General features: G+C 63.2%; 26 protein-coding genes. 14 read left to right on the plus strand and 12 right to left on the minus strand.

Annotated elements, in window-relative coordinates; translation table 11 throughout:
- The 3 genes from AC1D0I_RS22875 to AC1D0I_RS22885 form a co-directional block, all read right to left on the minus strand.
- Window positions 1-1118: sugar ABC transporter substrate-binding protein (locus AC1D0I_RS22875; RefSeq protein ID WP_477397897.1), on the minus strand; the 1118-nt coding region annotated here is incomplete at its 3' end.
- A 304-nt stretch (window positions 1119-1422) separates the two neighbouring features.
- The gene (gene gntR, locus AC1D0I_RS22880) at window positions 1423-2451 is read right to left on the minus strand and encodes an HTH-type transcriptional regulator GntR (protein WP_477397899.1); all 1029 of its coding nucleotides are present in this window, start codon (window positions 2449-2451) and stop codon (window positions 1423-1425) included.
- A 154-nt stretch (window positions 2452-2605) separates the two neighbouring features.
- The gene (locus tag AC1D0I_RS22885; RefSeq protein ID WP_477397901.1) at window positions 2606-3835 is read right to left on the minus strand and encodes an MFS transporter; all 1230 of its coding nucleotides are present in this window, start codon (window positions 3833-3835) and stop codon (window positions 2606-2608) included.
- A 176-nt stretch (window positions 3836-4011) separates the two neighbouring features.
- Between AC1D0I_RS22885 and AC1D0I_RS22890 the strand changes: the two genes are divergently transcribed.
- The gene (locus AC1D0I_RS22890; RefSeq protein WP_477397903.1) at window positions 4012-4299 is read left to right on the plus strand and encodes a DUF3175 domain-containing protein; all 288 of its coding nucleotides are present in this window, start codon (window positions 4012-4014) and stop codon (window positions 4297-4299) included.
- A gap of 6 nt (window positions 4300-4305) precedes the next feature.
- Here the strand turns inward: AC1D0I_RS22890 and AC1D0I_RS22895 are convergent, their stop codons facing one another.
- Together AC1D0I_RS22895 and AC1D0I_RS22900 are read right to left on the minus strand one after the other, a co-directional pair.
- Window positions 4306-5082 (minus strand): FadR/GntR family transcriptional regulator, encoded by a 777-nt coding sequence (locus AC1D0I_RS22895; protein ID WP_477397905.1) that lies wholly within the window; start codon window positions 5080-5082, stop codon window positions 4306-4308.
- A gap of 102 nt (window positions 5083-5184) precedes the next feature.
- On the minus strand, window positions 5185-6081 hold the full coding sequence (locus AC1D0I_RS22900) for an NAD-dependent epimerase/dehydratase family protein (RefSeq protein ID WP_477397907.1): 897 nt from the start codon (window positions 6079-6081) through the stop codon (window positions 5185-5187).
- Window positions 6082-6200: 119 nt separating this feature from the next.
- Between AC1D0I_RS22900 and AC1D0I_RS22905 the strand changes: the two genes are divergently transcribed.
- The gene (locus AC1D0I_RS22905; RefSeq protein WP_477397909.1) at window positions 6201-7139 is read left to right on the plus strand and encodes an NAD(P)-dependent oxidoreductase; all 939 of its coding nucleotides are present in this window, start codon (window positions 6201-6203) and stop codon (window positions 7137-7139) included.
- Window positions 7140-7288: 149 nt separating this feature from the next.
- Here AC1D0I_RS22905 and AC1D0I_RS22910 read toward each other — a convergent pair whose 3' ends face one another.
- On the minus strand, window positions 7289-8074 hold the full coding sequence (locus tag AC1D0I_RS22910) for a FadR/GntR family transcriptional regulator (RefSeq protein ID WP_477397911.1): 786 nt from the start codon (window positions 8072-8074) through the stop codon (window positions 7289-7291).
- Window positions 8075-8255: 181 nt separating this feature from the next.
- Window positions 8256-9245: a sugar-binding protein gene (locus tag AC1D0I_RS22915; RefSeq protein WP_184875023.1), complete on the minus strand. Its 990-nt coding sequence runs from the start codon at window positions 9243-9245 to the stop codon at window positions 8256-8258.
- Window positions 9246-9715: 470 nt separating this feature from the next.
- On the opposite strand from AC1D0I_RS22915, the gene AC1D0I_RS22920 reads away from it, so the two are divergent.
- The 12 genes from AC1D0I_RS22920 to AC1D0I_RS22975 all read left to right on the plus strand — a co-directional run bounded on the left by AC1D0I_RS22920 (window position 9716) and on the right by AC1D0I_RS22975 (window position 20575).
- A complete protein-coding gene (locus AC1D0I_RS22920) occupies window positions 9716-10456 on the plus strand; it encodes an ATP-binding cassette domain-containing protein (protein ID WP_095091448.1) in 741 nt (246 codons plus the stop codon).
- A 35-nt stretch (window positions 10457-10491) separates the two neighbouring features.
- Complete coding sequence (locus AC1D0I_RS22925) at window positions 10492-11490, plus strand: ABC transporter permease (RefSeq protein WP_477397913.1); 999 nt, start codon at window positions 10492-10494, stop codon at window positions 11488-11490.
- 86 nt (window positions 11491-11576) lie between these two features.
- On the plus strand, window positions 11577-12344 hold the full coding sequence (locus AC1D0I_RS22930) for an SDR family oxidoreductase (RefSeq protein WP_477397915.1): 768 nt from the start codon (window positions 11577-11579) through the stop codon (window positions 12342-12344).
- A 186-nt stretch (window positions 12345-12530) separates the two neighbouring features.
- Window positions 12531-13358, plus strand: coding sequence for a helix-turn-helix domain-containing protein (locus AC1D0I_RS22935; protein WP_477397917.1), 828 nt, complete (start codon window positions 12531-12533; stop codon window positions 13356-13358).
- A gap of 136 nt (window positions 13359-13494) precedes the next feature.
- Window positions 13495-13938, plus strand: a complete 444-nt coding sequence (locus tag AC1D0I_RS22940) for an SRPBCC family protein (RefSeq protein ID WP_477397919.1) — start codon at window positions 13495-13497, stop codon at window positions 13936-13938.
- Window positions 13939-13950: 12 nt separating this feature from the next.
- Window positions 13951-14745, plus strand: coding sequence for an FAD binding domain-containing protein (locus tag AC1D0I_RS22945; RefSeq protein ID WP_477397921.1), 795 nt, complete (start codon window positions 13951-13953; stop codon window positions 14743-14745).
- 60 nt (window positions 14746-14805) lie between these two features.
- Window positions 14806-15288, plus strand: a complete 483-nt coding sequence (locus AC1D0I_RS22950) for a (2Fe-2S)-binding protein (RefSeq protein WP_477397923.1) — start codon at window positions 14806-14808, stop codon at window positions 15286-15288.
- Between the two features lie 11 nt (window positions 15289-15299).
- Complete coding sequence (locus AC1D0I_RS22955; protein WP_477397925.1) at window positions 15300-16667, plus strand: xanthine dehydrogenase family protein molybdopterin-binding subunit; 1368 nt, start codon at window positions 15300-15302, stop codon at window positions 16665-16667.
- Window position 16668: 1 nt separating this feature from the next.
- Window positions 16669-17673, plus strand: a complete 1005-nt coding sequence (locus tag AC1D0I_RS22960; protein WP_477397927.1) for a xanthine dehydrogenase family protein molybdopterin-binding subunit — start codon at window positions 16669-16671, stop codon at window positions 17671-17673.
- A 9-nt stretch (window positions 17674-17682) separates the two neighbouring features.
- Window positions 17683-18564 carry an AAA family ATPase gene (locus AC1D0I_RS22965; RefSeq protein WP_477397990.1) on the plus strand — a complete coding sequence of 294 codons (882 nt, stop codon included), beginning with the start codon at window positions 17683-17685 and terminating at the stop codon, window positions 18562-18564.
- Between the two features lie 5 nt (window positions 18565-18569).
- Window positions 18570-19688, plus strand: coding sequence for a vWA domain-containing protein (locus AC1D0I_RS22970; protein ID WP_477397992.1), 1119 nt, complete (start codon window positions 18570-18572; stop codon window positions 19686-19688).
- Complete coding sequence (locus AC1D0I_RS22975) at window positions 19688-20575, plus strand: amidohydrolase family protein (RefSeq protein WP_477397994.1); 888 nt, start codon at window positions 19688-19690, stop codon at window positions 20573-20575. The genes AC1D0I_RS22970 and AC1D0I_RS22975 overlap by 1 nt, the downstream gene beginning before the upstream one ends.
- A 56-nt stretch (window positions 20576-20631) precedes the next feature.
- Here the strand turns inward: AC1D0I_RS22975 and AC1D0I_RS22980 are convergent, their stop codons facing one another.
- The 5 genes from AC1D0I_RS22980 to AC1D0I_RS23000 form a co-directional block, all read right to left on the minus strand.
- Window positions 20632-21162, minus strand: a complete 531-nt coding sequence (locus AC1D0I_RS22980) for an N-acetyltransferase family protein (RefSeq protein ID WP_477397928.1) — start codon at window positions 21160-21162, stop codon at window positions 20632-20634.
- Between the two features lie 30 nt (window positions 21163-21192).
- Window positions 21193-21600, minus strand: a complete 408-nt coding sequence (locus AC1D0I_RS22985; protein ID WP_477397930.1) for a carboxymuconolactone decarboxylase family protein — start codon at window positions 21598-21600, stop codon at window positions 21193-21195.
- 154 nt (window positions 21601-21754) lie between these two features.
- Window positions 21755-23251, minus strand: a complete 1497-nt coding sequence (locus tag AC1D0I_RS22990; protein ID WP_477397932.1) for a sugar ABC transporter ATP-binding protein — start codon at window positions 23249-23251, stop codon at window positions 21755-21757.
- Window positions 23251-24306: an NHL repeat-containing protein gene (locus AC1D0I_RS22995; protein WP_477397934.1), complete on the minus strand. Its 1056-nt coding sequence runs from the start codon at window positions 24304-24306 to the stop codon at window positions 23251-23253. Before AC1D0I_RS22995 ends, AC1D0I_RS22990 begins: the two co-directional genes overlap by 1 nt.
- Window positions 24303-26426 (minus strand): ABC transporter permease, encoded by a 2124-nt coding sequence (locus tag AC1D0I_RS23000; protein ID WP_477397936.1) that lies wholly within the window; start codon window positions 26424-26426, stop codon window positions 24303-24305. The genes AC1D0I_RS22995 and AC1D0I_RS23000 overlap by 4 nt, the downstream gene beginning before the upstream one ends.
- Between the last annotated feature and the right edge of the window lie 66 nt (window positions 26427-26492).

A 26492-nucleotide genomic window follows, 5' to 3' on the forward strand; every position in this document is an offset into this window, starting at 1 on the left:
GCCTTGGTCTGGCCCATGATTTCCTGCGCGGTGAAATTGATACCGCAAGTCGGGAAGGAATTGCCGACGAAGAAATTGTCGGACTGATCAGGGAAGAAATCCTGACCTGCCTTGAAGTTCGGATCCTCGACGATCGCAAGCGGTAGCTTGACCGACTGCGGGACGACGTTGCCTTCAAGGGCTGCTATCGCCGTCTTGATAGCAACCGCCACCTGGGCGGGGCCGGTACCGGCTGACGAGCATTTCAATCCGTCCGCCGCATGGGCCGCGCAGAATTTGCGGAAGCCGTTCTCTGTTTCGCCGCCGAACGGCACGAACGGATGCTTGGCGTCGATCATCGCCTGCACGATGCCGGTGTCGCCACCCTGGCCGGTGATGCCGACGAACGGACCATTGGTGGCGATCGCGTCAGCCGTGACTTTCTGCGCCGTCGGATCGTCCCACTTGCCGGCGACTTCGGTGACGTCCCATTTCTTGCCCGACGCGTCGAGAACCTCATGGATGCCATTGTGGCGATCGGTGTCGACCGACGTGCCGGCAACGCCACGGACTTCAAGAATCTTGCCGCCTTCGGGTATATGGCCGGTCAGCCATTTGCCCCAAAGTTCGCCAAGGCCCTTCTGATCGACATTGACGTTGATGGCATCCTTGGTATCGAGAATGTTGTCGAAGGCGACCAGCACGACGCCGGCTTCCTTGGCGCGCTTGATGACCGGCGCGAAAGCGGTCGGGTTCTGCGCGTTGACAACAATGGCGTCATAGCCGGAATCGATGAAGTTGTTGATCGCCGAGATCTGCGCCGGCACATCCTCGCCGGTCGACACCACCTTGAATTCCTTCAGCTTGGCGGCGACGTCCTTCTGCGCTGCGTAAGCCTTGGCCGTCTGGATCATCTGGATGCGCCACGTGTTGGCGATATAGCCATTGGCGAGCGCGATCCGGTATGGGCCATCTTTCTTGGGAAACTTGAAGAACTGCGTATCTGCGGCCCAGGGCGCGAAGCAATCCGGTTCGGCGGCTGGTCCCTTCACGACTTCGGGGCCGGCGGCCATTGCGGCCGAGTTGAGCATGACAAATGCAGTGGCGGCAACGATGCCACCCACGAGTGACTTGATCATCGATATTCCTCCCAGTTGCAGTTTTGATTGTTGTTGGCTGCCATGCACTTCACGCGTCCGGCTAGGCACCTCCTGCCTTGCCTGCAGCGCTTTCTTAAGTCGCCAATGTCGACCCGGGTCCCTCCCTTGCCACCTCTAAATGGGAAATAAAAACTATCATATTATACATAATAAACAAGCATCAGCTGTCGCTTATATATAATAAACAGGCCTTGGCTTTTGCCGTAAGTTTCCACTCTACGAAATTGGTAGCGCTACCATGACGTTGTGTAAACCGGCATTCACACAGTCGCTTCTGTGTGTTTCAACGGGCGGTGCTCTCGCGGCGCTTGAGTTCGAAGCCGAGATCGACGATCCGTTGTTCCGGCCTGTTGCCGGCGATCGCCGCCAGCGCCATGGCGACCGCACGTCGGCCGATCTCATAGCGGTGGGTGCGGATGCTGGTGATCGAAGGAAACGCCACCTGCATCATGTCGAGATCGTTGAAGCCGACGATGCCTATCGTCTTCGGCACCGCGATCGAGGCGCGATGGCACTCGAACAACACGCCGAGCGCGATGTCGTCATTGTTGCAGAACACACCGTCGAGCGTCGGTACCTTGGCCAGCGCGTCGCGGAGCATTTCGCGCCCGAGCGGCACGCTCGACAGCACCGGCGTGGTGGTGACGAGGCGTGGGTCGAACAGCCCGGCGGCCTCCATCGCCGCGCGATAGCCGGCAAGGCGCCGCTGCGAGCGCGGGTCCATGCGCGCGCCGATGAAGCCGATGCGGCGGTAGCCTGTCTCGATCAGATGCTCGGTCGCCGTCCTGCCGCCGTCGAAATGCGAGAAGCCGACCATCATGTCGACAGGATCGGGCCCGGTTTCCATGACCTGCACCACCGGGCAGCCGGCGCTCTCCAGCAGTTTTCGCGAGGTCGGTGTCTGGTCGATGCCGGCGACGATCAGCGCTGCCGGCCGCTGCGAACCGAAGACCTGCAGCAGCCGCTCTTCTTCGAGGCCGGAATAATGGGTGTTGCCAAGCTGGATGCGGAACGGGCTGGCCGACAGGCTGTCATAGATGCCGCGCACCACCTCGGCAAAGACGTTGTTGGTGAGCGACGGCACCAGCACGCCGAACACCTCGGCGCGCGCCGAAGCCAGTGCTCGCGCATTCGGGTCCGGCACGTAGCCAAGTTCGTCGACCGCGGCCTGGATCTGGCGTCGCAAATCCTCCGAGACGCGCTCCGGCTCGCGCAGGGCGCGCGACACGGTGATGGCGCCGACACCGGCCTTGCGCGCGACATCGGCAATGGTCGGGCGGCCGCCGCCCCGGCGCGAGCGCGGCTTGATCAAGGACCCGCTCCCTCGGAAGTGCACCCACCGAAGCGCGGGGATACGATCGTCCTCGCTGTCGTCATCTCACCCGGCTTGCCTTGCCGCACCCACTCGTGTCTGGCGTCGCGCAGCCTTTCGCCCTTGTCAAGCAACGCGAAATAACTCTGCCCTTTCAAGCCATCGCCATGGCACGTTGCCTTGCCCTCCAAAACAACAGACCGATCGCCAGTATGTTCAGCAGATTCCACGCGATACCGTTCAGGAATGCCGCGGCGTAGGAGCCGGTCAGATCGTAGATCCAACCCGACATCCAGCCGCCGATCGCCATGCCGAAGATCGTCGCCATCATGACGATGCCGATGCGCTGGCCGGCCTCTTTGGCCGGCATGTATTCGCGCACGAGGATCGCGTAGCAGGGCACGATGCCGCCTTGCGACAGGCCGAACACCAACGATACGACGTAAAGCGAGGCAAGTCCGTCGAAGGGAATGTAGAACAGCAGTGATAGGCATTGCAGCACCGAGCCGACGAGCAGCGTCTTCACGCCGCCGATGCGGTCGGCGAGAAACCCGGAGGCCAGCCGGCTGACGACGCCCGCCGCCATCATGATCGACAGCATGTCGGCGCCGTGCGCCATGCCGTAGCCGAGGTCCATGCAATAGGCGACGATATGCACCTGCGGCATCGACATCGCCACGCAGCAGCCGAGGCCGGCGACGACCAGAAGCACCTGCAACGCCGCCGGCGACAGCGAGATCGGCTGCACCGGCCGGCTTCCCGGCGAACCAGCTGCGGCAGTCTCCGGAGCACCGCGCCGCAGCAACAGCACCAGCGGCACCATGGTCACAAGGCAGAAGACGCCGATCGCGGCATAGGTGAAGCGCCAGCCTTCTGCCGTCATCAGCGTCGGCATGATGGTTGGCCAGATCGCTCCGGCAAGGTAGTTGCCAGCGGCCGCCGCGGTCACCGCGACACCGCGCCGGCGGTTGAACCAGTGCGAGCTATCGGCGATCAGCGGCCCGAAGATCACCGATGTGCCGACACCGATCAATAGCCCTTGAGCAAGGGTGAATTGCAGGATCGAGGTCGACAGCGCCGCCAGCAGGAGGCCGGCGGCGAGCGCAATCGAGGAGAGCAGCGCGGGGATCCAGTAGCCCATGCGGTCGATGGCGCGGCCGACCAGCACGTTGCCGGCGGCGAAACCGACCATGGTCGCGGTGTAAGGCATGGACGCCGCGGCGCGATCAACGCCGAACTCGGCCTGCACAGCGGGCAGCACGACGACGACAGCCCACATGCCGACGCCGCCGATCGTCGCCAGCAGCATCGAAATCGCGAGCCGCATCCAGGCATAGCTGCTGTCGATCCCGGGGCTCGGCCGGCTCAAGTCGGTTCGGGTCAAGGCGTTTCCTGTCGGCGGTCTCGAAAATCGGCTGCCGTTTGCGCCACTATCGGCACATTCGCAACGCGCAGCAGCGCCACGGCGGGCAAATCCGTCGCACCAGACCCCACGCGAATGCGGAACCGATGCCAAGGTGTGGAGTTTCCTGGCAAGCCACCCTGCAAAGGAGTCCTGCCATGACCGCGAAGAAGAAATGGTCGGCCGAGGTGACGGAGCACAGCGACGCGATGGATCTCGAGGACCACGTCTTCGAATCCGACGACGCCAGGAAGATCGCCGCCTCTCTCAAGCGATCCGCCGAACACAGCCTCCGGCGCAAGGCCGAGCCGTTCCAGTCCGCCATGTCGATGCTGAACTTCTACATCAACCGCGCTGGCAAGAATCTGCCCGCTTCGCGCAGACAAGTGCTTGAGGACGCCAAGGACGAGCTTCGCGGCGCCTTCGGGCGGGAGAAAGAGGATTAGCCGCGCCTAGCGCGAACGGATGACGCCGTCAGTGTTGGCCAACAACTTGCGCACCGCGTTGCGCGCCGCATCCGGCCGCTGCAGGCGGATGTTCTTCTCGATCGCCTCGTGCAGCTTCTGTGCGTGCTGCAAATCATCCAGCTCCCGTGTCGTATAGGCGAACAGGTGGTCGAACGCGGATTCGATGAGCACGCCGAGTGGCACCAAAAGGTCGTTGCCGGATGCCCGCAGGATCGCCAGGTGGAAACGCGTGTCGGCACGCGTGCGCTCCTGCAGGCTCGTCGCCTCGCCCATCTCGCGGCAGGCCTGGCTGATCTCGGCCATCTGCTCGTCGGTCCGCCGCATGGCGGCAAAGGCGGTCGCTTCCGGCTCGATGATGTGGCGGAACTCCTGCACGGTCTTCAGGAACACCTCGCGATCCGGGGACGTCGCGTACCAGGCGAGCACGTCGCGATCGAGAAGGTTCCAGCGTTCCTTCGGCTCGACCCAGCTGCCGATCTTGGGGCGCGACGCCAACAGGCTCTTGGCCATCAGCATCTTGATCGCTTCGCGCACCGCCGAGCGGCTCACGCTGAAGGTCTCCGACCATTTCGCTTCATTGGGCAGGATGGTACCGGGCGGATAGTCGCCGCGCACGATCCTGAGACCAATCTCGCTGGCCAGCGAAGCATGGACGCTCGAGCCGGGGATGCGCGCCGCGTCTGGTCGGCGAACGCCCGCCGTGCGCTCGCCGGAGGCCGCTTTCGCTGGCGATTTTTCCTTGTTCGGCTTCGCGTCCCGCATAGGCTCCAGAAAGGCCGGATTGCAGGGGCTGTCAAGCGCGGCAAGCGGCTCAGGCGGCAAAGCCGGCCGCTGTGCACAGATCAGCCCGATTGCCCCTGCGGATCAGGCCTGCTTGACGTATTTGCGCCAGCTGTGCTCCGGACGAAAGCCGAGAATATCCCGCGCCTTGCGGTTCGACAGCAGCGTCTCGTATTCGCCGAGTTCGGCCTTGACCGGTACGCTGGGATAGAACCGCTTCAGGAGTTCGGCGGTCGGCAGGTCGGATGAAGTATCGTCATTGGCGGCGTTGAACACCTGATAGCCGAGCCCGTCCTTCTCGATGGCACGCAGGGTGATCTGGCCAAGGTCGCGCGCAYCGACATAGCTCCAGGCAATGCGCYTGCGGAAACCCGGGTCGGCGAACCATTTCGGAAACAGCGAATATTCATGTGGTTCGATGACGTTGCCGATGCGCAGCGCATAGATGTCGGTGCCGTTGCGCAGAGCAAAGGCGCGCGCCGTCTTCTCGTTGACGACCTTGGAAAGCGCGTAGCTGTCCATCGGATCGACATCGTAGTCCTCGTCGAGCGGGAAATACTGGGGATCACGGGGCTCGTTGGCGAACACCAGCCCATAGGTGGTTTCGCTGGAGGCAATCACCACCTTGCGGATGCCGAGCTTCACCGCCGCCTCGATGACATTGTAGGTGCCGAGCGCATTGATGCGGAACACCTCGTTGTCGGTGGTGATCATGATGCGCGGGATGGCTGCGAAATGCACCACCGCATCGACCGGCTGGGAGCGCAGCGACGGGTCGAATTCGTGCAATCCCATATAACTCGACAGCGCGTTGAACACCTGTCCGCTGTCGGTGATGTCGGTGATCAGCGTGCGCACCTTGGGATTGTCGAGCGGCTTGGTGTCGATGTTGAGCACCTGGCAGCCCTGCTCCACCAGATACTGCACGACATGGCGTCCGGCCTTGCCGCTGCCGCCGGTGAACATGATCCGCTTCGTCATTTTGCTCTCCACATACGCTGGGATTTATGTGTATTGTCAGACAAAATCGCAATCCGCAACCACCCTCGCCTGCAAAACGGCAGCGCTGATCATCAATCATTGCAACAGGACTTGAAGACATGAACACGACTGCCGCGAGCGAAAAGATCGGCTTCATCGGCCTTGGCCTGATGGGGCATGGGATCGCCAAGAACATCGTCGACAAGGGCTACAGCCTGACCTTTCTCGGCCGCAAGAACCGCAAGCCGGCGGAAGACCTGCTTGGCCGGGGCGCCACCGAAGCATCGACCTCACGCGACGTCGCGGCGGCATCGGACATTGTCTTCATCTGCGTCACCGGTTCGCGCGAAGTCGAGGCCATCATTCGCGGCCCCGGCGGCCTCAAGGAGGGCTTGAAAAAGGGCGCGGTCGTCGTTGACTGCTCGACCTCCGATCCGGTCTCGACCATTGCATTGGCGGCCGAACTCAAAGCACTCGGCATCGACTATGTCGATGCGCCACTGAGCCGCACGCCGAAGGAGGCCTGGGAAGGCACGCTCGACGCCATGGTCGGAGCGCCGGACGCCGTCTTCACCCGGGTGAAGCCGGTGCTCGAAACCTGGGCCGGCCGCATCGTTCATATCGGCGACACTGGTGACGGCCACCGCATGAAGCTGCTCAACAATTTCATCTCGCTCGGCTATGCCGCGATCTATTCCGAGGCCCTGGCGCTGGCGCAGAAAGTCGGCATCTCACCGCCGCGCTTCGACAGCGTCATCCGCAACGGCCGCATGGATTGCGGCTTCTACCAGACCTTCATGCGCTGGACGCTGGAGGGCGACCGCGACGCCCACAAATTCTCCATCGCCAACGCCTTCAAGGACCTGACCTATCTGGAATCGATGGCCGGCGCGGCCGGCATCGCCAACCCGCTCGGCAACGCCACCAAGAACTCTTTCGCCGGCGCCTTCGCCACCGGCCCGGCCGAGCAATTCGTGCCGATGCTGGCAACCCATATCGGCAAGGTCAACGGCGTCGACCTGATGCCGACCAAGGATGGCAAGAAACAGACGATTTGAGGTGAGAAGCGGTCCGCGCAACTGACCAAAAGCCAATTGCTTGGCTTTTCGAGTTTCGAACGGTGAAGGCCGGGTCCGCTTCCGGGCGGAAAAAAGGGCCAGTGGACATTTTAAAGGGAAAGCCCGAAGGGCCGGCTGTCACTGCCGCACTACCATCGCCTTGACCGTCCGATCCCTTCATCGGTGTTCTCAAGCAGTTTGTGCACGGCGTTGCGCGCGGCTGTCGGACGCCGCAGCCGGATGTTCTTCTCGATCGCCTCATGCAGCTTCTGCGCCTGTCGCTGGTCACCAACCCTCTGCGTCGTAAAGTCGAAGAGATGGTCGAGTGCCGATTCGATCAGCACGCCGAGCGGCACCAGCAGATCGTTGCCGGAGGCGCGCAGGATGGCGAGATGAAAACGCGTGTCGGCGCGGATACGCTCCTGCAGGCTCAAGGCATCGCCCATCTCGCGGCAGGCCTGGCTGATCTCGGCCATTTGCTCGTCGCTGCGCCGCATGGCGGCAAAGGCCGACGCTTCCGGCTCGATGATATGGCGAAACTCCTGCACGGTGCGCAGGAAAGCCTCGCGGTCTGGCGCCGTCGCGTACCAGGCCAGCACGTCGCGGTCGAGCAGGTTCCAGCGCTCTTTCGGCTCGACCCAGCTGCCGATCTTGGGGCGCGAGGCCAGAAGGCTCTTGGCCATCAGCATCTTGATGGCTTCGCGCACCGCCGAACGGCTGACATTGAAGATTTCGGCCCATTTGGCCTCGTTGGGCAGGATGGTGCCGGGCAGATAATCGCCGCGCACGATCCTGAGACCAATCTCGCTGGCCAGCGAGACATGAACGCTCGCTCCCGGAAAGTGTGCAGCGCCAGCCCTGCGCATGACAACCGGACGGAGGCTGTCTTGTGCCTTGGCCCGGTCGGTTCGCTTCTTTGACTTCTTGTCCGGCATCCACGTTCCAATGCGTCGGCCGTCTGTCGTCCGGACTGGTCCGAACCCGCACGGCGCGCCGATCTCGTTGCCGAAAAATCCAGACCATGGACGCGACAAAGCCGGAGCCTGTCGCCCCAACCACAGCGTCCCGTTCAGGAATCGACGGGGCGCCCGTTACCGAGCGCCCCAAATAAGGAACCTACTTTTGGATGCAGGTGTCGACCGTGTCCTTGGTGCATTCGTCGAGACCGGTAAACACCGGATCGGCGACGGCCTTGCCTTCGATCAGGTCGATCATCACCGATGGTGCCTTGTAGCCCATTTCGAACGGCCGCTGGCCGACCAGTGCGGTGACCAGGCCGTCGCGAGCAATCGCCACCTCGTCGCCAATCGTATCGGCAGCGCCGATGACGAAGTCGTTGCTGGCGATGCGGTCCTTGAGCGGCCCGAACAGATCGCGATAGGGCTGCGGCGCACCGAACAGCGGCCAGCCGCCCATGATGCCGAACGCGTCGAGCTTGGGGTTGGCGGCGAGGATATCGGTCATCGCCTGAACGCCCTTGGCGCCATCGTCATTGGTGAACACCGGGCAGCCGGCGACTTCGGTCCAGCCACCTTCGCCGGCGAGCGCCGCGAGGCCTTCCTTGCCCGACAGTGCGTCACGCATGCCTTGCGCACGACGCAAGATGTTGTCGGCCGCAGGATTGCCCTCGATGGTGCAGATCGTGCCGCCATTCGGCTTGCCCTTCTTGATGTACTCGCCGATCTTCTTGCCCATCAAATAGTTGTCGGTGCCGAGATAGGTCTTGCGCAGCGCCGCATCTTCCTTGCTGAGGTCGGCATCGACCGTCATGATCGGGATCGTCGGATTGGCGGTCTTGATGGTCTGCGCGATCAGCGGCGCATTGGATGGCGAAATCGCCATCGCCACGGTGTCGGCCTTGCTCAACATGTCCTGGACGATCTGCGCCTCGCCGGCCTCGTCCGAGGTCGAAGCAGGGCCGGTGTAGAAGCATTCATATTCCGAGCTGGCGTTTTCCTTGTTCCATTTCTCGCAACCCTGGTGGATGGCTTCGAAGAACGGATTGTCGAGACCTTTCACGACAATGACGAGCTGTTTCTTGGCCAAAGCCGGTCCGGCGCCAAGCGCCATCATGGCGGCGGCGGCAAGCAAAAGTGATTTCCTCATATCAGTCCTCCCTTGAAACAGACGGACACGGCGTGCCCGCCACACAGATCGACCGGACGCGTGATGACCGAGGTTCGTTTCGCGAGCTCTCGTATCGCCAAGACAGATCGATAAGCATTTCCAGATGCGGCCTTGGACCGGCTCAACACACGGGGTGCAGCCGGAACCTCCACCGATAAACCTCCACCGATTCCACCCGGCGAACCGCAGGCAGGGACCGGCATAATCTCCTCCGACGCTTAGCTAATATCGGCTCGCCGCCAACGTCAATGCTATTTGTCCTACAAAACGGATTTTTAGAATAATCCAACCTTAATTCGTCCGACAATTGATTGACGCGCGCCGGCTTTTGCGTAAAAGAACGCTAACGCTGTTTCCGGGAGGAGCTGGGAAGAGCGAGGCCAAAGCAGCGCCGGCATTGACGCCGGGAACAGCAGCAGGTCGCAAAGCACGGGGAGGCAAGAAGGCTGGTGGCGGTTCTCGAACTCACCAACATATCGAAGCATTTCGGCGCCATCCAGGCGGTCAACGACGTGTCTTTGTCGATCGAGCCCGGCCAGGTGGTCGGCCTGATGGGCGACAATGGCGCCGGCAAGTCGACGCTGGTCAAGATGATCGCCGGCAATTTCCGCCCGAGCCACGGCACCATGCAGATGGACGGCAAGGATTTGATCCTGCACAAGCCGGTCGAAGCCCGCCAGCACGGCATTGAGATCGTCCACCAGGACCTGGCGCTCTGCAACAATCTGACGGCAGCGGCSAAYGTCTATCTCGGCCGTGAAYTGCGCCGCGGCGTCGGCCCCTTCCGCATCCTCGACTACGCTTCTATGTACAAGCGCGCCGGCCAGATCTTCGCGGAGCTCAAGTCCGAGACTCGCCCGCGCGACCTCGTCAAGCAGATGTCGGGTGGCCAGCGCCAGGCGGTGGCGATCGCCCGCACCATGCTGTCGCAAGCCAAGATCGTGCTGATGGACGAGCCGACGGCGGCGATCTCGGTGCGGCAGGTCGCCGAGGTGCTGAACCTGATCCGTCATTTGCGTGACCAGGGCATCGCCGTCGTGCTGATCAGCCACCGCATGCCCGACGTCTTCACCGTCGCCGACCGCGTCATCGTCATGCGGCGTGGCCGCAAGGTCGCCGACAAGACGATCGCGTCCAGTTCGCCCGAAGAAGTCACCGGGCTGATCACTGGTGCTATCGAACAGGTTTGATTTCAGCGCGTTCCACCGGCAGATAAAGGTCGATAATGGCAGTCACCCTTGACCAGACGATCGCACAGAAACAGCACACCTTGCTGTCGAAGCTGTTTGCCAGCCAGACCTTCTGGGTGGTGATCGCGGTCATCCTCGCCTGCCTGTTCCTGTCGTTTGCCACCGACGCCTTCGCCACGCAGAAGAACCTCTACAACATCACCCGCAACATCACCTTCGTCGCCATCATCGCGCTCGGCATGACCTTCGTCATCATCACCGGCGGCATCGACCTCTCGGTCGGTTCGGTGCTGTGCCTGTCGTCGATGGTGCTGGCCGTCACCATGCATGCCGGCTACTCGATCGAGATCGGCATCCTGGCCTCTATCGCAACCGCGCTTGCCATCGGCGCCTTCAACGGCATCCTGATCGCCTATCTCGGCTTTCCGCCGTTCGTGGTGACGCTCGGCATGTTGTCGATCGCCCGCAGCCTGGCCATGGTCGCCTCCAACAACACCGTCGTCTTCCAGTTCGGACCGGACCACAACAAGCTGCTGGCGCTGGGCGGCGGCGCCTGGGTGTTCGGCATCGCCAATCCAGTGCTTTACATGATCCTGCTGGCGCTGATCACCGGCTTCATCCTGCGCTGGACCAAGTTCGGCCGGCACATCTTCGCCATCGGCGGCAACGAGCATGCGGCGACGCTGACCGGCGTTCCGGTGCGCCAGATCAAGGTCGCCGTCTACATGATTTCTGCGCTGTCGGCCGGCATTGCCGGTATCAYCCAGACCGGATGGCTGGGCGCCGTCACCACCAATCTAGGCACCGGCATGGAGCTTCAGGTCATCGCCGCCACCGTCATCGGCGGCGCCAACCTTGCCGGCGGCGTTGGCACCGCTTTCGGCGCCATCGTCGGCGCGGCGCTCATCGAGGTGATCCGCAACAGTCTCGGCCTGCTCGGCATCAACGCGTTCTGGCAAGGCGTGTTCATCGGCGGCGCCATCCTGCTGGCGGTTCTGTTCGACCGCATCCGCAATTTCCGCCGCAACGACTAGGACCATGATCCCGAAAGTGGAAACCGGCTTTTCGGACAAACGGAAACCGTTTGTCCAGAGATCATGGTCGAACAGAAGACAGCCTGATGGCAAACTCGCTGTTCAGCCTTGAGGGCCGGCTGGCGCTGGTAACCGGCTCTGGTCAGGGCATAGGTTTTGCCCTGGCGCGCGGCCTGGCTGAACATGGCGCCGGCGTAGTGCTGAACGGCCGCGATGCCGCCAGGATCGGCGGCGCCGTCGAAAAGCTGCGCGATGCCGGCTTCAAGGCGCACGCCTCGACCTTCGACGTCACTGATTTTCAAGCGGTCAACGCGGACATCGCCCGCATCGAAGCCGAGATCGGCGCCATCGATATCCTCGTCAACAACGCCGGCGTGCAGTTCCGCGCCCCGCTCGAGGATTTTCCAGAGGATCAATGGGAGCGGCTGTTCAAGACCAATGTGTCAGGCGCCTTCCATGCCGGCAAGGCGGTCGCCCGCCACATGATCGCGCGCGGCATGGGCAAGATCATCAACATCGGCTCGGTGCAGAGCGAACTGGCGCGGCCGAACATCGCGCCCTACACAGCAACCAAGGGCGCGATCAGGAATCTGACCAGGGGCATGTGCACCGACTGGGCAAAACACGGCCTGCAGATCAACGCGATCGCGCCCGGCTACTTCCGCACCGAAATGAACCAGGCGCTGGTCGACAATCCCGAATTTTCCGCCTGGCTGGAGAAGCGCACGCCGGCCGGGCGCTGGGGCAATGTCGACGAACTGATCGGCGCCGCCGTGTTCCTCGCCTCCGATGCATCGTCCTTCGTCAACGGCCATACGCTCTATGTCGATGGCGGCATGACGGCTTCGGTTTGAGGCACCAACTCCGGCGAGGCCATCCACCGTTGTTCGGTTCACTGCCTATCGCTCAGTCTGAAAATCCACCGGCATCGGCCGTCATCCACCCTCGCCACAGGCCCACGTCTTGACGCGGCCCCGAACTCAGCCGCACAATCCGCCCCGCAGGCGAAGGGAGGCCAGTCGTCTGCGGGAGGAATACCCATGACGGAAGCGATCAGGCTCTACTGGGGCCGGTTCGGACATGTTTCTGTCCTGAATGTCGCAAGCGACTTCGTCACCCATGCCCACGTCGAAGCACATTTGATCATCTGGCTTGAAGGCACGGCCGGCGAGATGACCATCGGCCGCGAGACGGTACGGCTTGGCCCGCGCACCGCCGCCGGCATCAACTCCTTTCAGCCGCACARCCATGTCCTGTCGCGAAACGGCACGCCGGGCCTGTTCCTCGCCTTCTACATCGATCCCGACTGGGCGCGGCGGCGCCGCGACCTGCCTTCGTCCGCATCGCTGTTCTCGCAGGCCGCGATCACGCTGGAGCCCTGGCTGCACCAGGCCGCCGCCAGTCTGCTCGATCATCTCATCGACAATGAAAGCGTCGACGATGTCGCCAATTACGAGATCGAGCGTTTCATCGACAGCGTCCTCGATGCCGCGGACGCTTCGGCGCCGCAGGAAGCGCGCGTCCGCATAAACACCATGCAGGATTTCCGCGTCCGCAAGGCAATCCAGCTGATGAAGGCCAATGTCTGCGAGCGCATCTGTTTCGACGACGTGGCGCGCGCGGTCGGCTTGTCACGGCCGCACTTCTTCGCGTTGTTCAAGGAACAGACCAATCTGACGCCCAATGTCTACTGGAACACGCTGCGCATGGAGGAAGCGGTGCGGCAATTGCAGTGGTCGCAGGAGCCGCTGATTTCGGTCGCTTGCAATCTCGGCTTCACCACGCAGGGCAATTTCTCGCGTTTCTTCCGCGACCATGTCGGCGTGCCGCCGACACTCTACCGCGAAGCGGCGCGGATGATCGCCTGAGCCAACCGGCTGCCACCTTTTTCAGACTCCCACCGTTTTTCAGACTCCTTGATACGGGCTCAAGACGCATTGATAAGCGCCTTTGACTTGGCCGCCCTACCCTTGCCCAACTGCCGCATCTGCAAGGGACATCCATATGGCGAACGTCACCATCTCAAGCGTCATCGACGCACCGGTCGAACAGGTCTGGGCGCGCATTCGCGACTTTAACGGCCTGCCAGGCTGGCACCCGCGCATGGTGGAAAGCCATATCGAGGACGGCAAGGACGCGTCGACGATCGGCTGCGTGCGCAATTTCCAGCTCGCCAGTGGCGCCCGCATTCGCGAAAAGCTGCTCGACTTCTCCGACAACAATTTCCTCGTCAGCTACTCGATCCTGGAGACGCCGCAGCCGCTCACCAACCACATGGCGACGCTGCAGCTCAGGCGCGTGACGGATGGCGACCGAACCTATGCCGAATGGACCGCCAGCTTCGATGCAGCGCCGGAGGAAGCCAGCAAGCTGGCCGAGGGCATGGGCGCCAATGTCTTCCAGGGCGGCTTCAACGCCTTGAAGAGCCATTTCGCCGGCCAGAGCTGAGGGAGCCTGGCTATGGCGCTAGCACTGCAGACTTTTGCGACGGTGAAGGAGGCCAACGCGGCGCTGAAATCCCAGGGCACCCGCTATCTCGGTGGTGGCACGCTGGTCGTGCGCGCCGCCAATGAAGGCGATGTTTCGGTCTCCAGCCTGATCCGTTCGGCCGAGCCGTCGCTTTCAGCAATTACCGTCACCGACGGCAAGGCCCGCATCGGCGCTTCAGTGACCATGGCGGCGATCGGCCGTCATCCGGATCTCGGCTTCCTTGCCAAGGCCGCGCGCGCCGTCGGCGGCCCGGCGGTTCGCAACATGGCGACGGTTGGCGGCAATCTGTTCGCACCGGCGCCTTATGGCGACTTCGCCGTTGCCCTGCTGGCGCTCGATGCCACGATTGGCACCGATGACGGCGAAACGCCGATCGAAGCCTTCCTGGCAGGGCGGGACAGCAACCGCGCCATCGTCACTTCGGTCGCTTTCGCGCTTCCGAACGCAGACGGCTTTCGCTTCCTGAAAGTGTCGCGGGTCAAGCCCAAGGGCGTCTCGGTGCTCAGCATCGCCGCCGTGCTTGAACTGGCCGGCGACGGCGCCGTGTCGTCGGCGCGGATCGCGCTCGGCTGCATGGCAGACCGACCGATGCGCGCCAAGGCGGCGGAAAAAGCATTGATCGGCCAAAGCCTGACCAAGGACGGCATCGCCCCTGCGCTCGCTGCGGGCAACGAAGGCACCTCGCCCGTCACCGATCCGATCGCCAGCGCCTGGTATCGCAACGAAGTGCTGCCGGTCCATCTCGGCCGGCTGCTGCTGACCTGAAAACACCCGTTGGGGGCGCGCGTCTGTCCGATCAATCGGGCAGGCGCGCAAGGAGGAAACATGGCAAAGGTCCCGGTCCAGTTCACGCTCAACGGTTCTGAAAAGGCCGAATTCATCGACAGCGGCACGACGCTGCTTCACGCCTTGCGCGACAAGATCGGCGACACCTCGCCGAAAGGCGGCTGCCATCAAGGCACCTGCGGCGCCTGTTCGGTCATCATAGACGGCGAGCTCCGGCTGTCATGCCTGACGCTGGCCGAGGCCTGCAATGGTGCGGCCATCACGACGACATCGGGGCTTTCGGAGGGTGGCGTTCTGCACCCGCTGCAGCACGCCTTTCTCGAAACCTTCGCCACGCAATGCGGCTTCTGCACGCCGGGCATGATCATGGCCGCCAAGGTGCTGCTCGACCATACACCCAATCCCAGCCGCGACGACGTGGTCGAGGCGCTGTCGGGCAACATCTGCCGTTGTACCGGCTACGAGCCGATCATCCAGGCGGTGCTGCGTGCAGCCCGCGCCAATTCGCAGAACGCGGCCTGAGGGAAGCAAACATGGAACTGCGCAAGAGCTACTTCGCCGACGTCCGCAAGGATGATCTGCACGAGATCGGCCAGCCCCGGCCGCGCTCGGATTCACCCGGTCATGTCACCGGCAAGACCGCTTTTTTCGCCGACCGCAATTTCCCCGGCATGCTGCACCTGAAGATGGTGCGCAGCCCGCATCATCACGCCCGCATCCGCTCGATCGACACCGCGGAGGCGGAAAAGCATCCAGGCGTGGTGAAAATCCTGACCGCCAAGGACGTGCCGCACAATGTCTACACCATCCTGATCCTGATCCAGATTGGACCGGAGGACGAGACGGTGCTGGCCGACGGCAAGGTGCGCTGGAAGGGCGAGGCCGTGGTCGCCGTTCTGGCCGAAACCGAGCGCGCCGCCCAAGAAGCCGCCGCCAAGGTCAAGGTCGACTATGAAGTGCTGCCGGCCGTCTTCGACATGGAGGAAGCGCTGAAGCCCGGCGCGCCGCTGGTCAACGAGTACCACGGCCAGAATTATTATCTCTATGACAGCGGCGAATGCCGCAAGGTGCGTTTCGGCGATGTCGAGGCAGGCTTCGCGGCCGCCGACCACGTCCTCGAGCAGAGCTACCAGTCCTCGCCGATCGAGCATGCGCCGACCGAGACCACCGGCTGCGTGGTGGCGCCCGAAGGCAATGACCGCTTCACCTGCTACACCAACACGCAGGCGATGTTCTTCACCCTCGACAACGCCTCGATCATCCTGCAAATGCCCGGCAACAAGCTCCATTTCGTCGGCGGCACCGTCGGCGGCGGCTTCGGCGGCAAGGTCGACGTCATCGTCGAGCCGATCGCCATTCTCGGCGCCAAGCTCACCGGCCGTCCGGTTTCCTTCATCTACAGCCGCGAGGAGGAGATGCAGATCTCCTCGCCGCGGGCCGCCGAAAAGGTGGTCATCAGGGACGGCGTCATGAAGGACGGCCGCATCGTCGCGCGCAAGGTCACCGGCTATACCGACGCCGGCGCCTATTCGCGCCATTCGCCCTACGGCGCGCAGAAGGGCGCTGGCCACTATCCCGGCCCCTACACCATCCCCAATGTCTGGATCGACACCTACTGCGTCTACACCAACCGCACGCCCTCCTCCGCCATGCGCGGCTTCGGCGTCACCATTGGCGACTTCGCGCTGGAGGTGCAGATGGACAAGCTGGCGCGGCTGATCGGCATGGATCCGCTCGAATTCCGCTTCATCAACGCCTATCGTGACGGCGACATGAAGGCGCATCGCCAGCCGACCGAGGGTGCGGCGCTGATCGAGTGCATGCAGGAAGCCTCGCGCGCGGCCAACTGGCCTGTGGCGGAAAAATTCATGGCGATGTCGTCCTACGTGAAGGGAGCTTGAGATGGCGATCAGGCGCGGACGCGGCGTTGCCGCCATCAACTATCCAACCGGCATGAACCTTGGCGGCGACCCGACCCAGGCCCTGGTGCATTCGACGCCGACCGGCAATTTCATGGTCACGCTGTCATCAGTCGATCTCGGCCAGGGCATGAAACAGATCATGGCTCAGATCTGCGCCGAGACCATCGGCGTGCCGACCGACCGCGTCGTCGTCGATACCGCCGACACCGACACCGGCCCGCACTGCATGGGCACCTTCGCCTCGCGCGGCACCCACCGCGCCGGCAACGCCGTCATCCAGGCCGCCAAGGAGGCCCGCCAGGTGATGCTGGAAGTGGCCGCAGAAGAGCTGGAAGTGAACGCCTCCGACCTTGAGACCGACGGACAGGGCAACATCCTGGTCAAGGGCGCGCCGCAAAAGTCGATCTCGATCTTCGACGTCGCACTGTCGGCGCATTTCAAGCGCGGCCGCTCGATCTCCGGCCGCGGCATGTTCCTGATCCCGCGCTCCTATCCCGATAAAGAGACCGGCGCGATGAAGCCGTCGACCTGCTATGCACATGCCTGCACCGTGGCCGAGGTCGAGGTCGATGACGAGACCGGCGAGGTCACAGTGCTGACGGTGAAGAACATTTTTGAGATCGGCCGTGCGCTGAACCCGAAAATGGTCGAGCAGCAGCTGGTCGGCGGCTCATGGATGGGTATCAGCCACGCGCTCTACGAGACGACCGAGCCCTACTATCCCAACCGCGACCATGGAGGCACTGACTTCAACCAGTATCTGATGCCTGGCCCCGGCGATCTTGCCGAGACCGAGATCATCGTGCTGGAGCGACCGTCGGCCGACGGGCCTTATGGCGCCAAGGGGCCGGGCGAAATGTGYGCAAACCCGCAGATACCAGCGGTTGCCAATGCCGTCTTCGACGCCGTCGGCGTGCGCATCGACACGCTGCCGATCACGCCAGAGCGCATCCTGCGCGCGCTCAGGGCGCAAGCGGCGAACTGAGTGATCGAAATGCCCGAGGTGAACGCCGAGACATCAGCGACCTCGCCGGAGGCAGTGGCGCAGCACCTGGCCGCCTTGCGCTATCTGGCCGATGACAGCCTGGCAACCGCCATCTTCCTGGCTATCCGGCTGGGCAAGCCGCTGCTGCTCGAAGGCGCGCCGGGCGTCGGCAAGACGGAAGCGGCCAAGGCGATCGCGCAGCTGCTCGGCCGCGATCTCGTACGGCTGCAATGCTACGAAGGCATCGACGCCGCGCACGCGCTCTACGAATGGAACTACCAGCGCCAGTTACTCGCCATCCGCCATGCCGGCGAGCACGAGATCGATATCTATGACGACCGCTTCCTGATCGCCCGGCCGCTGCTGCAGGTGCTGAAGGCGCCCGAGCAGCGTGTGCTGCTGGTCGACGAGATCGACCGATCGGACCATGAATTCGAGGCGCTGCTTCTCGAATTCCTCTCCGATTTCCAGATCAGCATTCCCGAGCGCGGAACCATCCGCGCCACAGCTCAGCCGATCGTCATCCTGACCTCGAACCGCACCCGCGAACTCGCCGAGGCGCTGCGCCGCCGCTGCGTCTACCACTGGATCGCCTATCCCGACGCCGAGCGCGAGGCCGCCATCATCATGCTGCGCGCCGGCGATGTGGCGCAAGACACCGCACGCGCGGTGGCGGCAGCCGTGCAGAGCATCCGTGCCCGCCCGCTGGCCAAGCCGCCCGGAATTGCCGAGGCGGTCGAATGGGCCAACGCCGCGACCATTCTGGAAAAGGGCGGCAGCCCGTGGCCCGAAGCCTTCCGCCGATCGATCGGCGTGCTGATCAAGGACGAAGAAGACCTGACCTGCATCGCGCCGGAGCTTGGCCGGATTGTCGAGGAGGCCCTGGCGTGAGCGCCCTGCCCCGCGCGGCCGCGCCGTTCCTCGGCTTCGGCCGGCTGCTGCGCCGTTACGGCTTTGCCGTCGCGCCGGAGCAGGTGTCCGGCTTCATGCAGGCCGTGACATTGCTCGGGCCGCGTTCGATGGCCGACATCCGCGAAGCGGCCCTTGCGACGCTGGCGCCGCCGCCCGACCGCCGCGACGAATTCGAGGCGCATTTCCAGAACCATTTCTACGGCAACGCATCCGCCGTGGTTGAAGGAGACGGAGATGAGGAAATCAATATCAAGGATGATGGCGGCGCTGACGTCGAACGGATCGAAGCCGAGCACAGCCAAGAAGGCGGCGAACTGTCCTCGGCCCTGGAGCAATTGAGCGCGCGCGATTTCCAGCGCGACGACGATAGGCTGGCCGCCTTCCGCCGCAAGCTGTCCCCGGCCTTGCCTGCCCGCCGCTCCTTCCGGACCGTGCGCACCCACTCGCGCGGCAAACTCGATCTGCGCCGGTCGCTCAGGGAAATCGTCAGTGCCGATGGCGACGTGCCCTCGCCGCTGCTGCGTCGCCGGCAGACTGTGCCGCGCAAGCTGCTGATCCTGATCGACGTCTCCGGCTCGATGAAGCTGCACACGTCAGACTATCTCAAGCTCGCCCATGCCGCAGTGCAAGGTGCTGACCGCGCCGAAATCTTCACCTTCGGCACCCGGCTCACCCGCATCACCGCCGCACTGCGCATTCGCGACCGCGACCAGGCGCTGGCCCGCGCGGCGGCGCAGGTCGATGACTGGGACGGCGGCACCCGCATGGGGCCGACGCTGCTCGCTTTCCTGTCGGTGCCACGCTTCTCCGCTTTCGCCCGCGGTGCAGCGATCGTCATCCTCTCCGATGCGCTGGAGCGCGGCGATCATGCCGCACTAGAGACAGCGATGCGTCGGCTGAGCGCGCGCGCTTTCCGATTGTCTCTCGCGACGCCGCTGGCCGGCGATCCGCGCTTCTGGCCTGCAACGGCAGCACTGCGCGCCATCCTGCCGGTGCTCGACGATCTCATCGACGGCTCGTCGCTCAAGGGCCTCACCGATTTCATCCTGTCGCTCGCCCGCCCGGCCCCGGCGGCGGCGGCAATCTGGAAGAGGGTTTCGTGATGCAGAAAGCAATCGACGCGCATTTCCACATCTGGCGCCAACAGGACCAGCCCTGGCTGGTCGGACCGATGGTGCCGCGCATCTTTGGCCCCTATGAGCCGATCCGCCGCGACTACCCGATCGAGGAATTCTTGGCCGACCAGAAGGGATCGGGCGTCGAAAAAGCCGTTTATGTCCAGACCAACTGGGCCAAGGAGGATTTCGAGAAGGAGGTCGCCTTCCTGCAGAAAACCGCAGATGAGACCGGCTGGCCACACGCCATCGTCGGCTACACCGATATGACCGTGGACGATATCAGGCCCCAGATCGACCGGCTGAAGAAATATCCGCTGCTGCGCGGCGTGCGCATGCAATTGCACTGGCACGAGACGCCGGCCTTCCGCTTCGCCACTTCGGCCGACCAGGTCATCGATCCCAAGGTCCGCGCCAATGTCGCCCGGCTGAAGCACTACGGCCTGTCCTTCGACCTTCAGCTATTCCCTGCCCAGATGAAGGACGGGCTGACGCTGGTCGGCGAGAACCCGGAGACCAATTTCATCCTCACCCATGCCGGCATGCTCACCGGCATGGAGCCCGAAATCACGGAAGCCTGGAAGGCAGGCCTGCGCACGCTGTCGGCCGCGCCCAATTTCCATGCAAAACTGTCCGGCCTCGGCACCTTCGTCCACGGCAACGACCCGGCTCTGATCGCTTACATCGTCGACAATGCGATCGACATCCTGGGCGCGGATCATCTGATGTTCGGCTCGAACTTCCCGATCGAGAAACTGTGGACCAGCCATGCCGAGCTTATCAAGGCGCATCGCGCGGCGGTGGCCAAGCATGGCGCGAAAGCTGAGGTGGATATTTTCTGGAACACGGCCGAGAGGGTTTATCGGCCTGCATAGCACACGCCTTCCCTTCTCATTTCAAGAAGGTGGCCAAGCGCCTATGATGGATCTGCTCACAACGGCCGGCCTAAAACCTGGACCATATGCCGTTTTGCCCCAATGCTGACTGGCCCCGCCGTCCGCATTGGCTTGAAGCCCTGCCGCTGCCAAAAGCGAAGAGCCTGCTCATTTTCTGTGATCACGCCGAGTTCCACCCACTTGACGTTCTGGGATTTCAGCCACCTGAAAAAGTCGTCGCACAGTGTACGCCCCAACCCTCTTCCGCGAAGTGCTTTGTCGATCATGAACAACGCGATCCACCAACACTCCACTCGCGGATAATTGCGGTCGCAGGCCAGCAAGCCTACAAGTTCACCATCGATCGCCTTCACCCCGAATATGAACTTGTCGGCCTCCGTCCGGTTCGGTGGAAAGTTCTCAAATTCCTCCTTTGCCGTGGCAGCGTCGGGCGGCTCGCCTCGTTCCAGCACGACATAGTCAGAGCAGCCCTGATACAGCGGCACCAGTCGTGAAGCGTCAATTCCAATCAGGCCTTCAATCTCGTAGCCAGAGAGCGACGTTGGAAATCTGGTGCTTTTGTCCATGAAAGTTCCAGCCGCGGGAAGCAACCGCCCTCACTTCACCTCGAACTGCGGATCGACGGGGATCTGCATCGCCGTGACCAGATGGTTGGTCTGGCCGGCCAGCCCGATGATCGAAACCAGTTCGCCATGCTGCACGTCTGTCATGCCCTTCGCCCGGGCCGCCGCCGTGTGCGAGTGGACGCAGTAGGAGCAGCCATTGGCGGTCGACACCGCGATATAGATCATTTCCTTGGTCAATGGATCGAGGGCGCTCTCAGCGACCATCACCACCTTCAACTGTTCCCAGATCCGCTTCAGCGCCGGTGGATCATTGGCCAGCCCGCGCCAGAAATTGTTGACGAAATCGGCTTTGCGAGTCGCGCGGATGTCGTCGAACACCGCCTTCACAGCCGGGATCTTCTCCACCTCGGCATCGCTCAGAAGTTTCGTGGTGGCCATGGCTGGTCCTTTCGTTTGAATCGTCTTGTGAATTAAATCAGGTCTTGAGCAATCGCAGCCAATCCATTTGCCCGATTCACTTTTTAGCGACGGAGTGGCGATTTTGCTCAGGAAGCCCAGGAAGCCGCCATTTGCAGGCCGGCCTCACCTGAATCTAGTGAACCGCCGCGTACATGATCTTTTCCTCGGTTGCCTCCGCCGGCGAAAACTCTTCGACGATACGGCCTTGCCGGCAGACCAGGATGCGGTCCGACAGGTTCATGATCTCCGGCAGGTAGGAGGAAATCACGACGACAGCGAGGCCATCGTCGGCCAGCCGGTTGATGATCTGATGGATTTCGGCGATCGCGCCGACATCGACGCCGCGCGTCGGCTCGTCGAAGATGACGATGCGCGGCCGCTGCACCAGCCCTTTGCCGATCACCACCTTCTGCTGGTTGCCGCCGGATAGCTCGACGACGCGTGCATTGTCGTTGATCGCCTTGATGTTCAGCGTCTTCGTCCATTCGGCCGCAAGCTGCCGCATCTCCTGCTGGTCGATCACCCAGGCCTTTTCGCGGCCCGCCGCCAATAGCCCGCCGAACAGGTTCTCGGCAATGCCCATCGTCTCGAAGATACCCTCGCTCTTGCGGTCCTCGGTGACATAGACGATGCCGTCGGCCACCGCCTCGCTCGGCACGAGATAGCGCACCGACTTGTCGTCGAGTTCGATCGCCCCGCCACGCAGGAAATCGCGCTTGTAGATACCGGAGACGATCTTAAACGTCTCGGTGCGGCCAGAGCCGATCAGCCCGAACACGCCGGTGATCTGGCCCTCGAAGATAGAGAACGAATTGTTGCGCACGACATTGCTCATCGAGATGTCCTGCACCGACAGAACCTTCTTGCCGGCCTTGCGCAATTTCGCCTCGTCGCGCTGCCGATAGATCTGCCCCGACAAAGTACGGCCGACCATGGCGGCGACGATCCGGTCGCGGTCGAAGGCGGATGTGTCGTCGGTGATGACCAGCTCGCCGTCGCGCAAAATGGTGATCCGGTCGGCGATATCAAGCGCCTCCTCCAGCGCGTGGCTGATGAAGACGATCGACACGCCATTCGCCTTCAGCCGCCGGATCAGCGCGAAGAAATGTCGTTTCTCTTCCGGCGTCAGCGTCGCCGTCGGCTCGTCGAAGATGATGACTTCCGCATTGTGGTGGACGGCGCGCGCGATCTCGACCATCTGCCGCTTGGCGGCACCCAGCGTCGCCACCATGGCGTTCGGGTCGACGGGAAAGTTGAGGGACTGCAGGAACTGCTGCGCCGAAATGTAGGTGCCGCGTAGCCGGTTGAGGAATTTTTCGGTGCCGAGATAGAGGTTCTGCGCCACCGTCATCGACGGCACCAGGCTGGTTTCCTGGAACACCATGGCAATGCCGGCTTCGAGCGCCGCATGCGGCGAGGCGTAGGCGATTTCGGCGCCCTTATGGAACATCCTGCCGGAGGTGGCGTCGACCACCCCGGCGACGATCTTGGTCAGCGTCGACTTACCCGCGCCATTCTCGCCGAGCAGCGCGTGGATCTCGCCCTTGCGCAGGTCGAAGCTGACGTTCTTCACCGCGGGCACGCCGCGATAAGTCTTGGTGACGTTTTCCAGGCGGACGATCGGTTCCATCAAAACCCTCCCGACGCGAGGTCGACGGACAACACGCAGTCGCCGCCCCTGGAGGCGATGAACAGAAGGCCGGCCCTTTCGGCGACGCTGCAAATGCCGTGGCGCGTGCCGTTGGCGCGGCTGTGCAGGCTGAATTGCGGCTGCAGCCTCTGGTCGAGCCTTACCACCAGCCCGTAGGAGCGGCTTGGCGACCAAGGCTTGTGGATGCCCATGGTGCGGATGCCACCGCATTGCAGCGGTTCAAGGAAGCTGCGGCTGGAAGCCAGGGCCGGCGCGATCCAGTAGGCCGGTGGCACCTGATTGATCATGTCCTGCCGGTAGTGCGTTTCCTGCAGCACGAATTCGATCAGCCGGTTGCGCGGCGCAAACAAGGTCAGCCACGCACCGCCATCGGCGGTCGGCGACAGCCGTGCGGGATAGCCGGGCAGATGCGCCAGCACCGTCGAGCGGTTGCCGGTCGCGCCGTCGAAGCGGACGAGCTGGTGGCGCCAGCTTTCGCTGACCAGCACATCCTGCCCTATGGGATGGAGCCCATAGGGAAAGGCGATCTCGCCTGCCACCTTGCGGAACCCACCGCCCGCCGCATCCCGCTTCCACAGCGAACCGGACGCGCCCTTCTTCATCAGGTCGGCGGCCCATTGCGAGGGCGCGTGTTCAGCCGAACCGTTGGCCAGCCACAACATGCCATCATCTGCATAGGCAAGTGCGGTGATGCAGCGCATTCCGGCCGGCAACGAAACCTCCTTGCCGGCAATCAACAGCCTGCCACTCTCCAGCCCGACCGTCAGTTCGCCTGATGGCGACAGCGCCAGCGCCGTGACCGGAGATGGAAAAGTCTCGACCACGGTTGGCACAGCGCCGGCAGCGATAGCGTGTATGGCATTGCCGCTGGAGGCTAACAGCCTGTCGCTGGAAATCAGCAGATTGTCCGGCTCGGTCAGCTCAGCGACAGCCGGCGCGTCGTCCAGCCGCGTGTTCGGGCGGAAGGCGCCGTCGAGCGGCGGAATGGTCACCGCCTTGCCACGAAACAGGTCAAGCACCGGATCGAGGATCATGAGGCCGCCCCCCAGTAGGAAGCGGGGCTGGTCCAGTTCGGGTCGGCGCCTGATATCTTGTAACGACCGATGCGGTTGTTGAGGATACCGCCGACGAACAGATACCCCCTGTGCTCGCGCATCGAGGTGACCATCGGGTGCGCACCGCCGGTAAGGTCGCCCATCGCCTCGACGATGCCGCCCTTTTCGTTGAACTTCACCACGCCGCCGGTGTTGATGTTGGGGAACAGCCATTCATCCTGCGGCAGCCGGCGCGTCATGCGCTTGCGCATGTCGGGATGGCGCAGCGACAGGTCGAAGCTCGGCGTGCGCATGCCGAGCCACGCCATCCAGTAGTTGCCGTCGGAGGCGCGGTTGATGTTGTCGGGGTAGCCCGGCATGTCGCGGATGACGCATTCGGCCGTGCCGGCCTTCGGCCCTTCCAGCCAGTAGCGGTGCACGCGGCAGGCCCAGCTTTCGGCGAAGAACAGCGACTTGCCGTCATGCGCCATGCACACACCGTTGGTATAGCGGTAACCGTCGAGCAGTGTCTTGGTCGAGCCGTCCTTCGGGTCGTAGACCAGCAAGCGGCCGGTGGCGCGGTTCTCGATCGAATCCAGCGCCCAGTCATGGGCGTCGTAGCGCTTGGTCGAGTCGGTGAAATAGATACGGCCGTCGGGTGCCACGTCGCAGTCATTGGGATCACGCAGTCGCGCATCGTCGACGATCGAGGTCCAGGAGCGCGAGGTCTCGGCCGACAGGCGTTTGACCTCGCGCGTCGGCGACACGGAATAGAGCCCCATGGCGCCGACACAGCTGATCAGGTTGCCTGATTTGTCGAAGGCAAGTCCAAGCGGAAAGCCGCCAATATGGGCAAACACTTCCGACCTGACGTAGTCCGGCGCGAAGAAGCGTACGATCTCACCATGGCGGGTGCCGCAATAGAGATTGTCGTCGCGGTCGAGGATGACATCCTCCGGCCCCTCCAGTTCGCCAAGCCCGATGTGGTCGGCAGCCGAGAGCCTGTTGTCGAGTTCGTATGGCGTGCCCGAACCGGGCGCCGCCGACTGTGTCGCGCCCATCTTGAGATAGACCGGCGCGACATAGACCTCGTTCAGCACCTTGTGGCGGTTCTTCAGCCAGCGGATGTCGATGGTCACCGCCACCGCCAGCATGATGCCGAGCACCATCTGGTTGGTTCCGGTGCCATAGCCCAGCCGGATCAGCCCATTGGTCATGGTCAAGACGATGATGGCGCCCATCAGCCCCTTGATCACCGAGCCGCGCCCACCGCCCAAGCTGACGCCGCCGACCACCGCCGCCGTCAGCGCCATGATCTCGAGATTGAGGCCGGTGCCCGGCCCTGCCCCGCTCAGGCGGCAAGCGATGAGGAAGCCACCGATCGAGGCGCAGAAACCTGAGAAGACATAGGTCATGAACACGGTGCGGCGCACCCGAATGCCGGCATTGTGCGCCGAGCGCCTGGAGCCGCCGACCGCCAGCACGTGCCAGCCCGGTCGCGAACGGGTCAGCGCGATATGGGTGACGATGGCGAGGATGATCGCCAGCCAGACCGAGACCGACAAGCCCCAGAAGGTGCTGTCGCCGATGAAGTCGAGCACATCCGACGTGGCTGTCGAGAGCTGCACATCAGCGGCATAGGTGGTGACCAGGATGTCGAACAGTGCCCGCCCGAAGATGAAGGTGACCAGCGTGGTGAGAAAGGCGCGCAGGCGGAGATAGCCGACGAGATAGCCATTGATGGCACCGAAGACGAGGCCGGTGGCAAGCGAAGCGGCCAGCGCCAGCCAGATCGACTGTTCGAGGATGAAGAAGACATAGACGGCCGAGAAGCACGACAGCGCGAAGATCGAGCCGACCGACAGGTCGATGCCGCCGCCCAGCATCACCACCGTCATGCCGGTGACGACCATCGAGAACTCGCCGAGCTGGCGGGTCGATTCCTGCAGCGAGGTCAGCTTGAAGAAGCCCGGAATGATCGAGCCGAAGGTCGCCAATGTCACCACCAGCGCCAGGAACGGAATGGCGTTATCGGTCCAGCGCTTGGTCAGGATCTCGCCGACAAGATGGTCGGGCACGAGATTGTAGCGCCAGGACTGGAGGCGTTCGCGAAAGGACATCGGGTCACTGCTGCAAGATCTGGGCTGCTAGAGAAAGAGGTGGCCGGGCAATCCGGCCACCTCGTT

The sequence above is a fragment of the Mesorhizobium sp. P2_D1 genome, assembly GCF_056404455.1.

Bases quoted from the DNA above. Each gene is read 5' to 3' on its own strand.
- AC1D0I_RS23000 (WP_477397936.1), bottom strand. From the start codon at position 26,426: ATGTCCTTTCGCGAACGCCTCCAGTCCTGGCGCTACAATCTCGTGCCC.
- AC1D0I_RS22940 (WP_477397919.1), top strand. From the start codon at position 13,495: ATGGCGAACGTCACCATCTCAAGCGTCATCGACGCACCGGTCGAACAG.
- AC1D0I_RS22945 (WP_477397921.1), top strand. From the start codon at position 13,951: ATGGCGCTAGCACTGCAGACTTTTGCGACGGTGAAGGAGGCCAACGCG.
- AC1D0I_RS22990 (WP_477397932.1), bottom strand. From the start codon at position 23,251: ATGGAACCGATCGTCCGCCTGGAAAACGTCACCAAGACTTATCGCGGC.
- AC1D0I_RS22910 (WP_477397911.1), bottom strand. From the start codon at position 8,074: ATGCCGGACAAGAAGTCAAAGAAGCGAACCGACCGGGCCAAGGCACAA.
- AC1D0I_RS22955 (WP_477397925.1), top strand. From the start codon at position 15,300: ATGGAACTGCGCAAGAGCTACTTCGCCGACGTCCGCAAGGATGATCTG.
- AC1D0I_RS22975 (WP_477397994.1), top strand. From the start codon at position 19,688: ATGCAGAAAGCAATCGACGCGCATTTCCACATCTGGCGCCAACAGGAC.
- AC1D0I_RS22950 (WP_477397923.1), top strand. From the start codon at position 14,806: ATGGCAAAGGTCCCGGTCCAGTTCACGCTCAACGGTTCTGAAAAGGCC.
- AC1D0I_RS22965 (WP_477397990.1), top strand. From the start codon at position 17,683: ATGCCCGAGGTGAACGCCGAGACATCAGCGACCTCGCCGGAGGCAGTG.
- AC1D0I_RS22930 (WP_477397915.1), top strand. From the start codon at position 11,577: ATGGCAAACTCGCTGTTCAGCCTTGAGGGCCGGCTGGCGCTGGTAACC.
- AC1D0I_RS22980 (WP_477397928.1), bottom strand. From the start codon at position 21,162: ATGGACAAAAGCACCAGATTTCCAACGTCGCTCTCTGGCTACGAGATT.
- AC1D0I_RS22890 (WP_477397903.1), top strand. From the start codon at position 4,012: ATGACCGCGAAGAAGAAATGGTCGGCCGAGGTGACGGAGCACAGCGAC.
- AC1D0I_RS22895 (WP_477397905.1), bottom strand. From the start codon at position 5,082: ATGCGGGACGCGAAGCCGAACAAGGAAAAATCGCCAGCGAAAGCGGCC.
- AC1D0I_RS22985 (WP_477397930.1), bottom strand. From the start codon at position 21,600: ATGGCCACCACGAAACTTCTGAGCGATGCCGAGGTGGAGAAGATCCCG.
- AC1D0I_RS22905 (WP_477397909.1), top strand. From the start codon at position 6,201: ATGAACACGACTGCCGCGAGCGAAAAGATCGGCTTCATCGGCCTTGGC.
- AC1D0I_RS22995 (WP_477397934.1), bottom strand. From the start codon at position 24,306: ATGATCCTCGATCCGGTGCTTGACCTGTTTCGTGGCAAGGCGGTGACC.
- AC1D0I_RS22915 (WP_184875023.1), bottom strand. From the start codon at position 9,245: ATGAGGAAATCACTTTTGCTTGCCGCCGCCGCCATGATGGCGCTTGGC.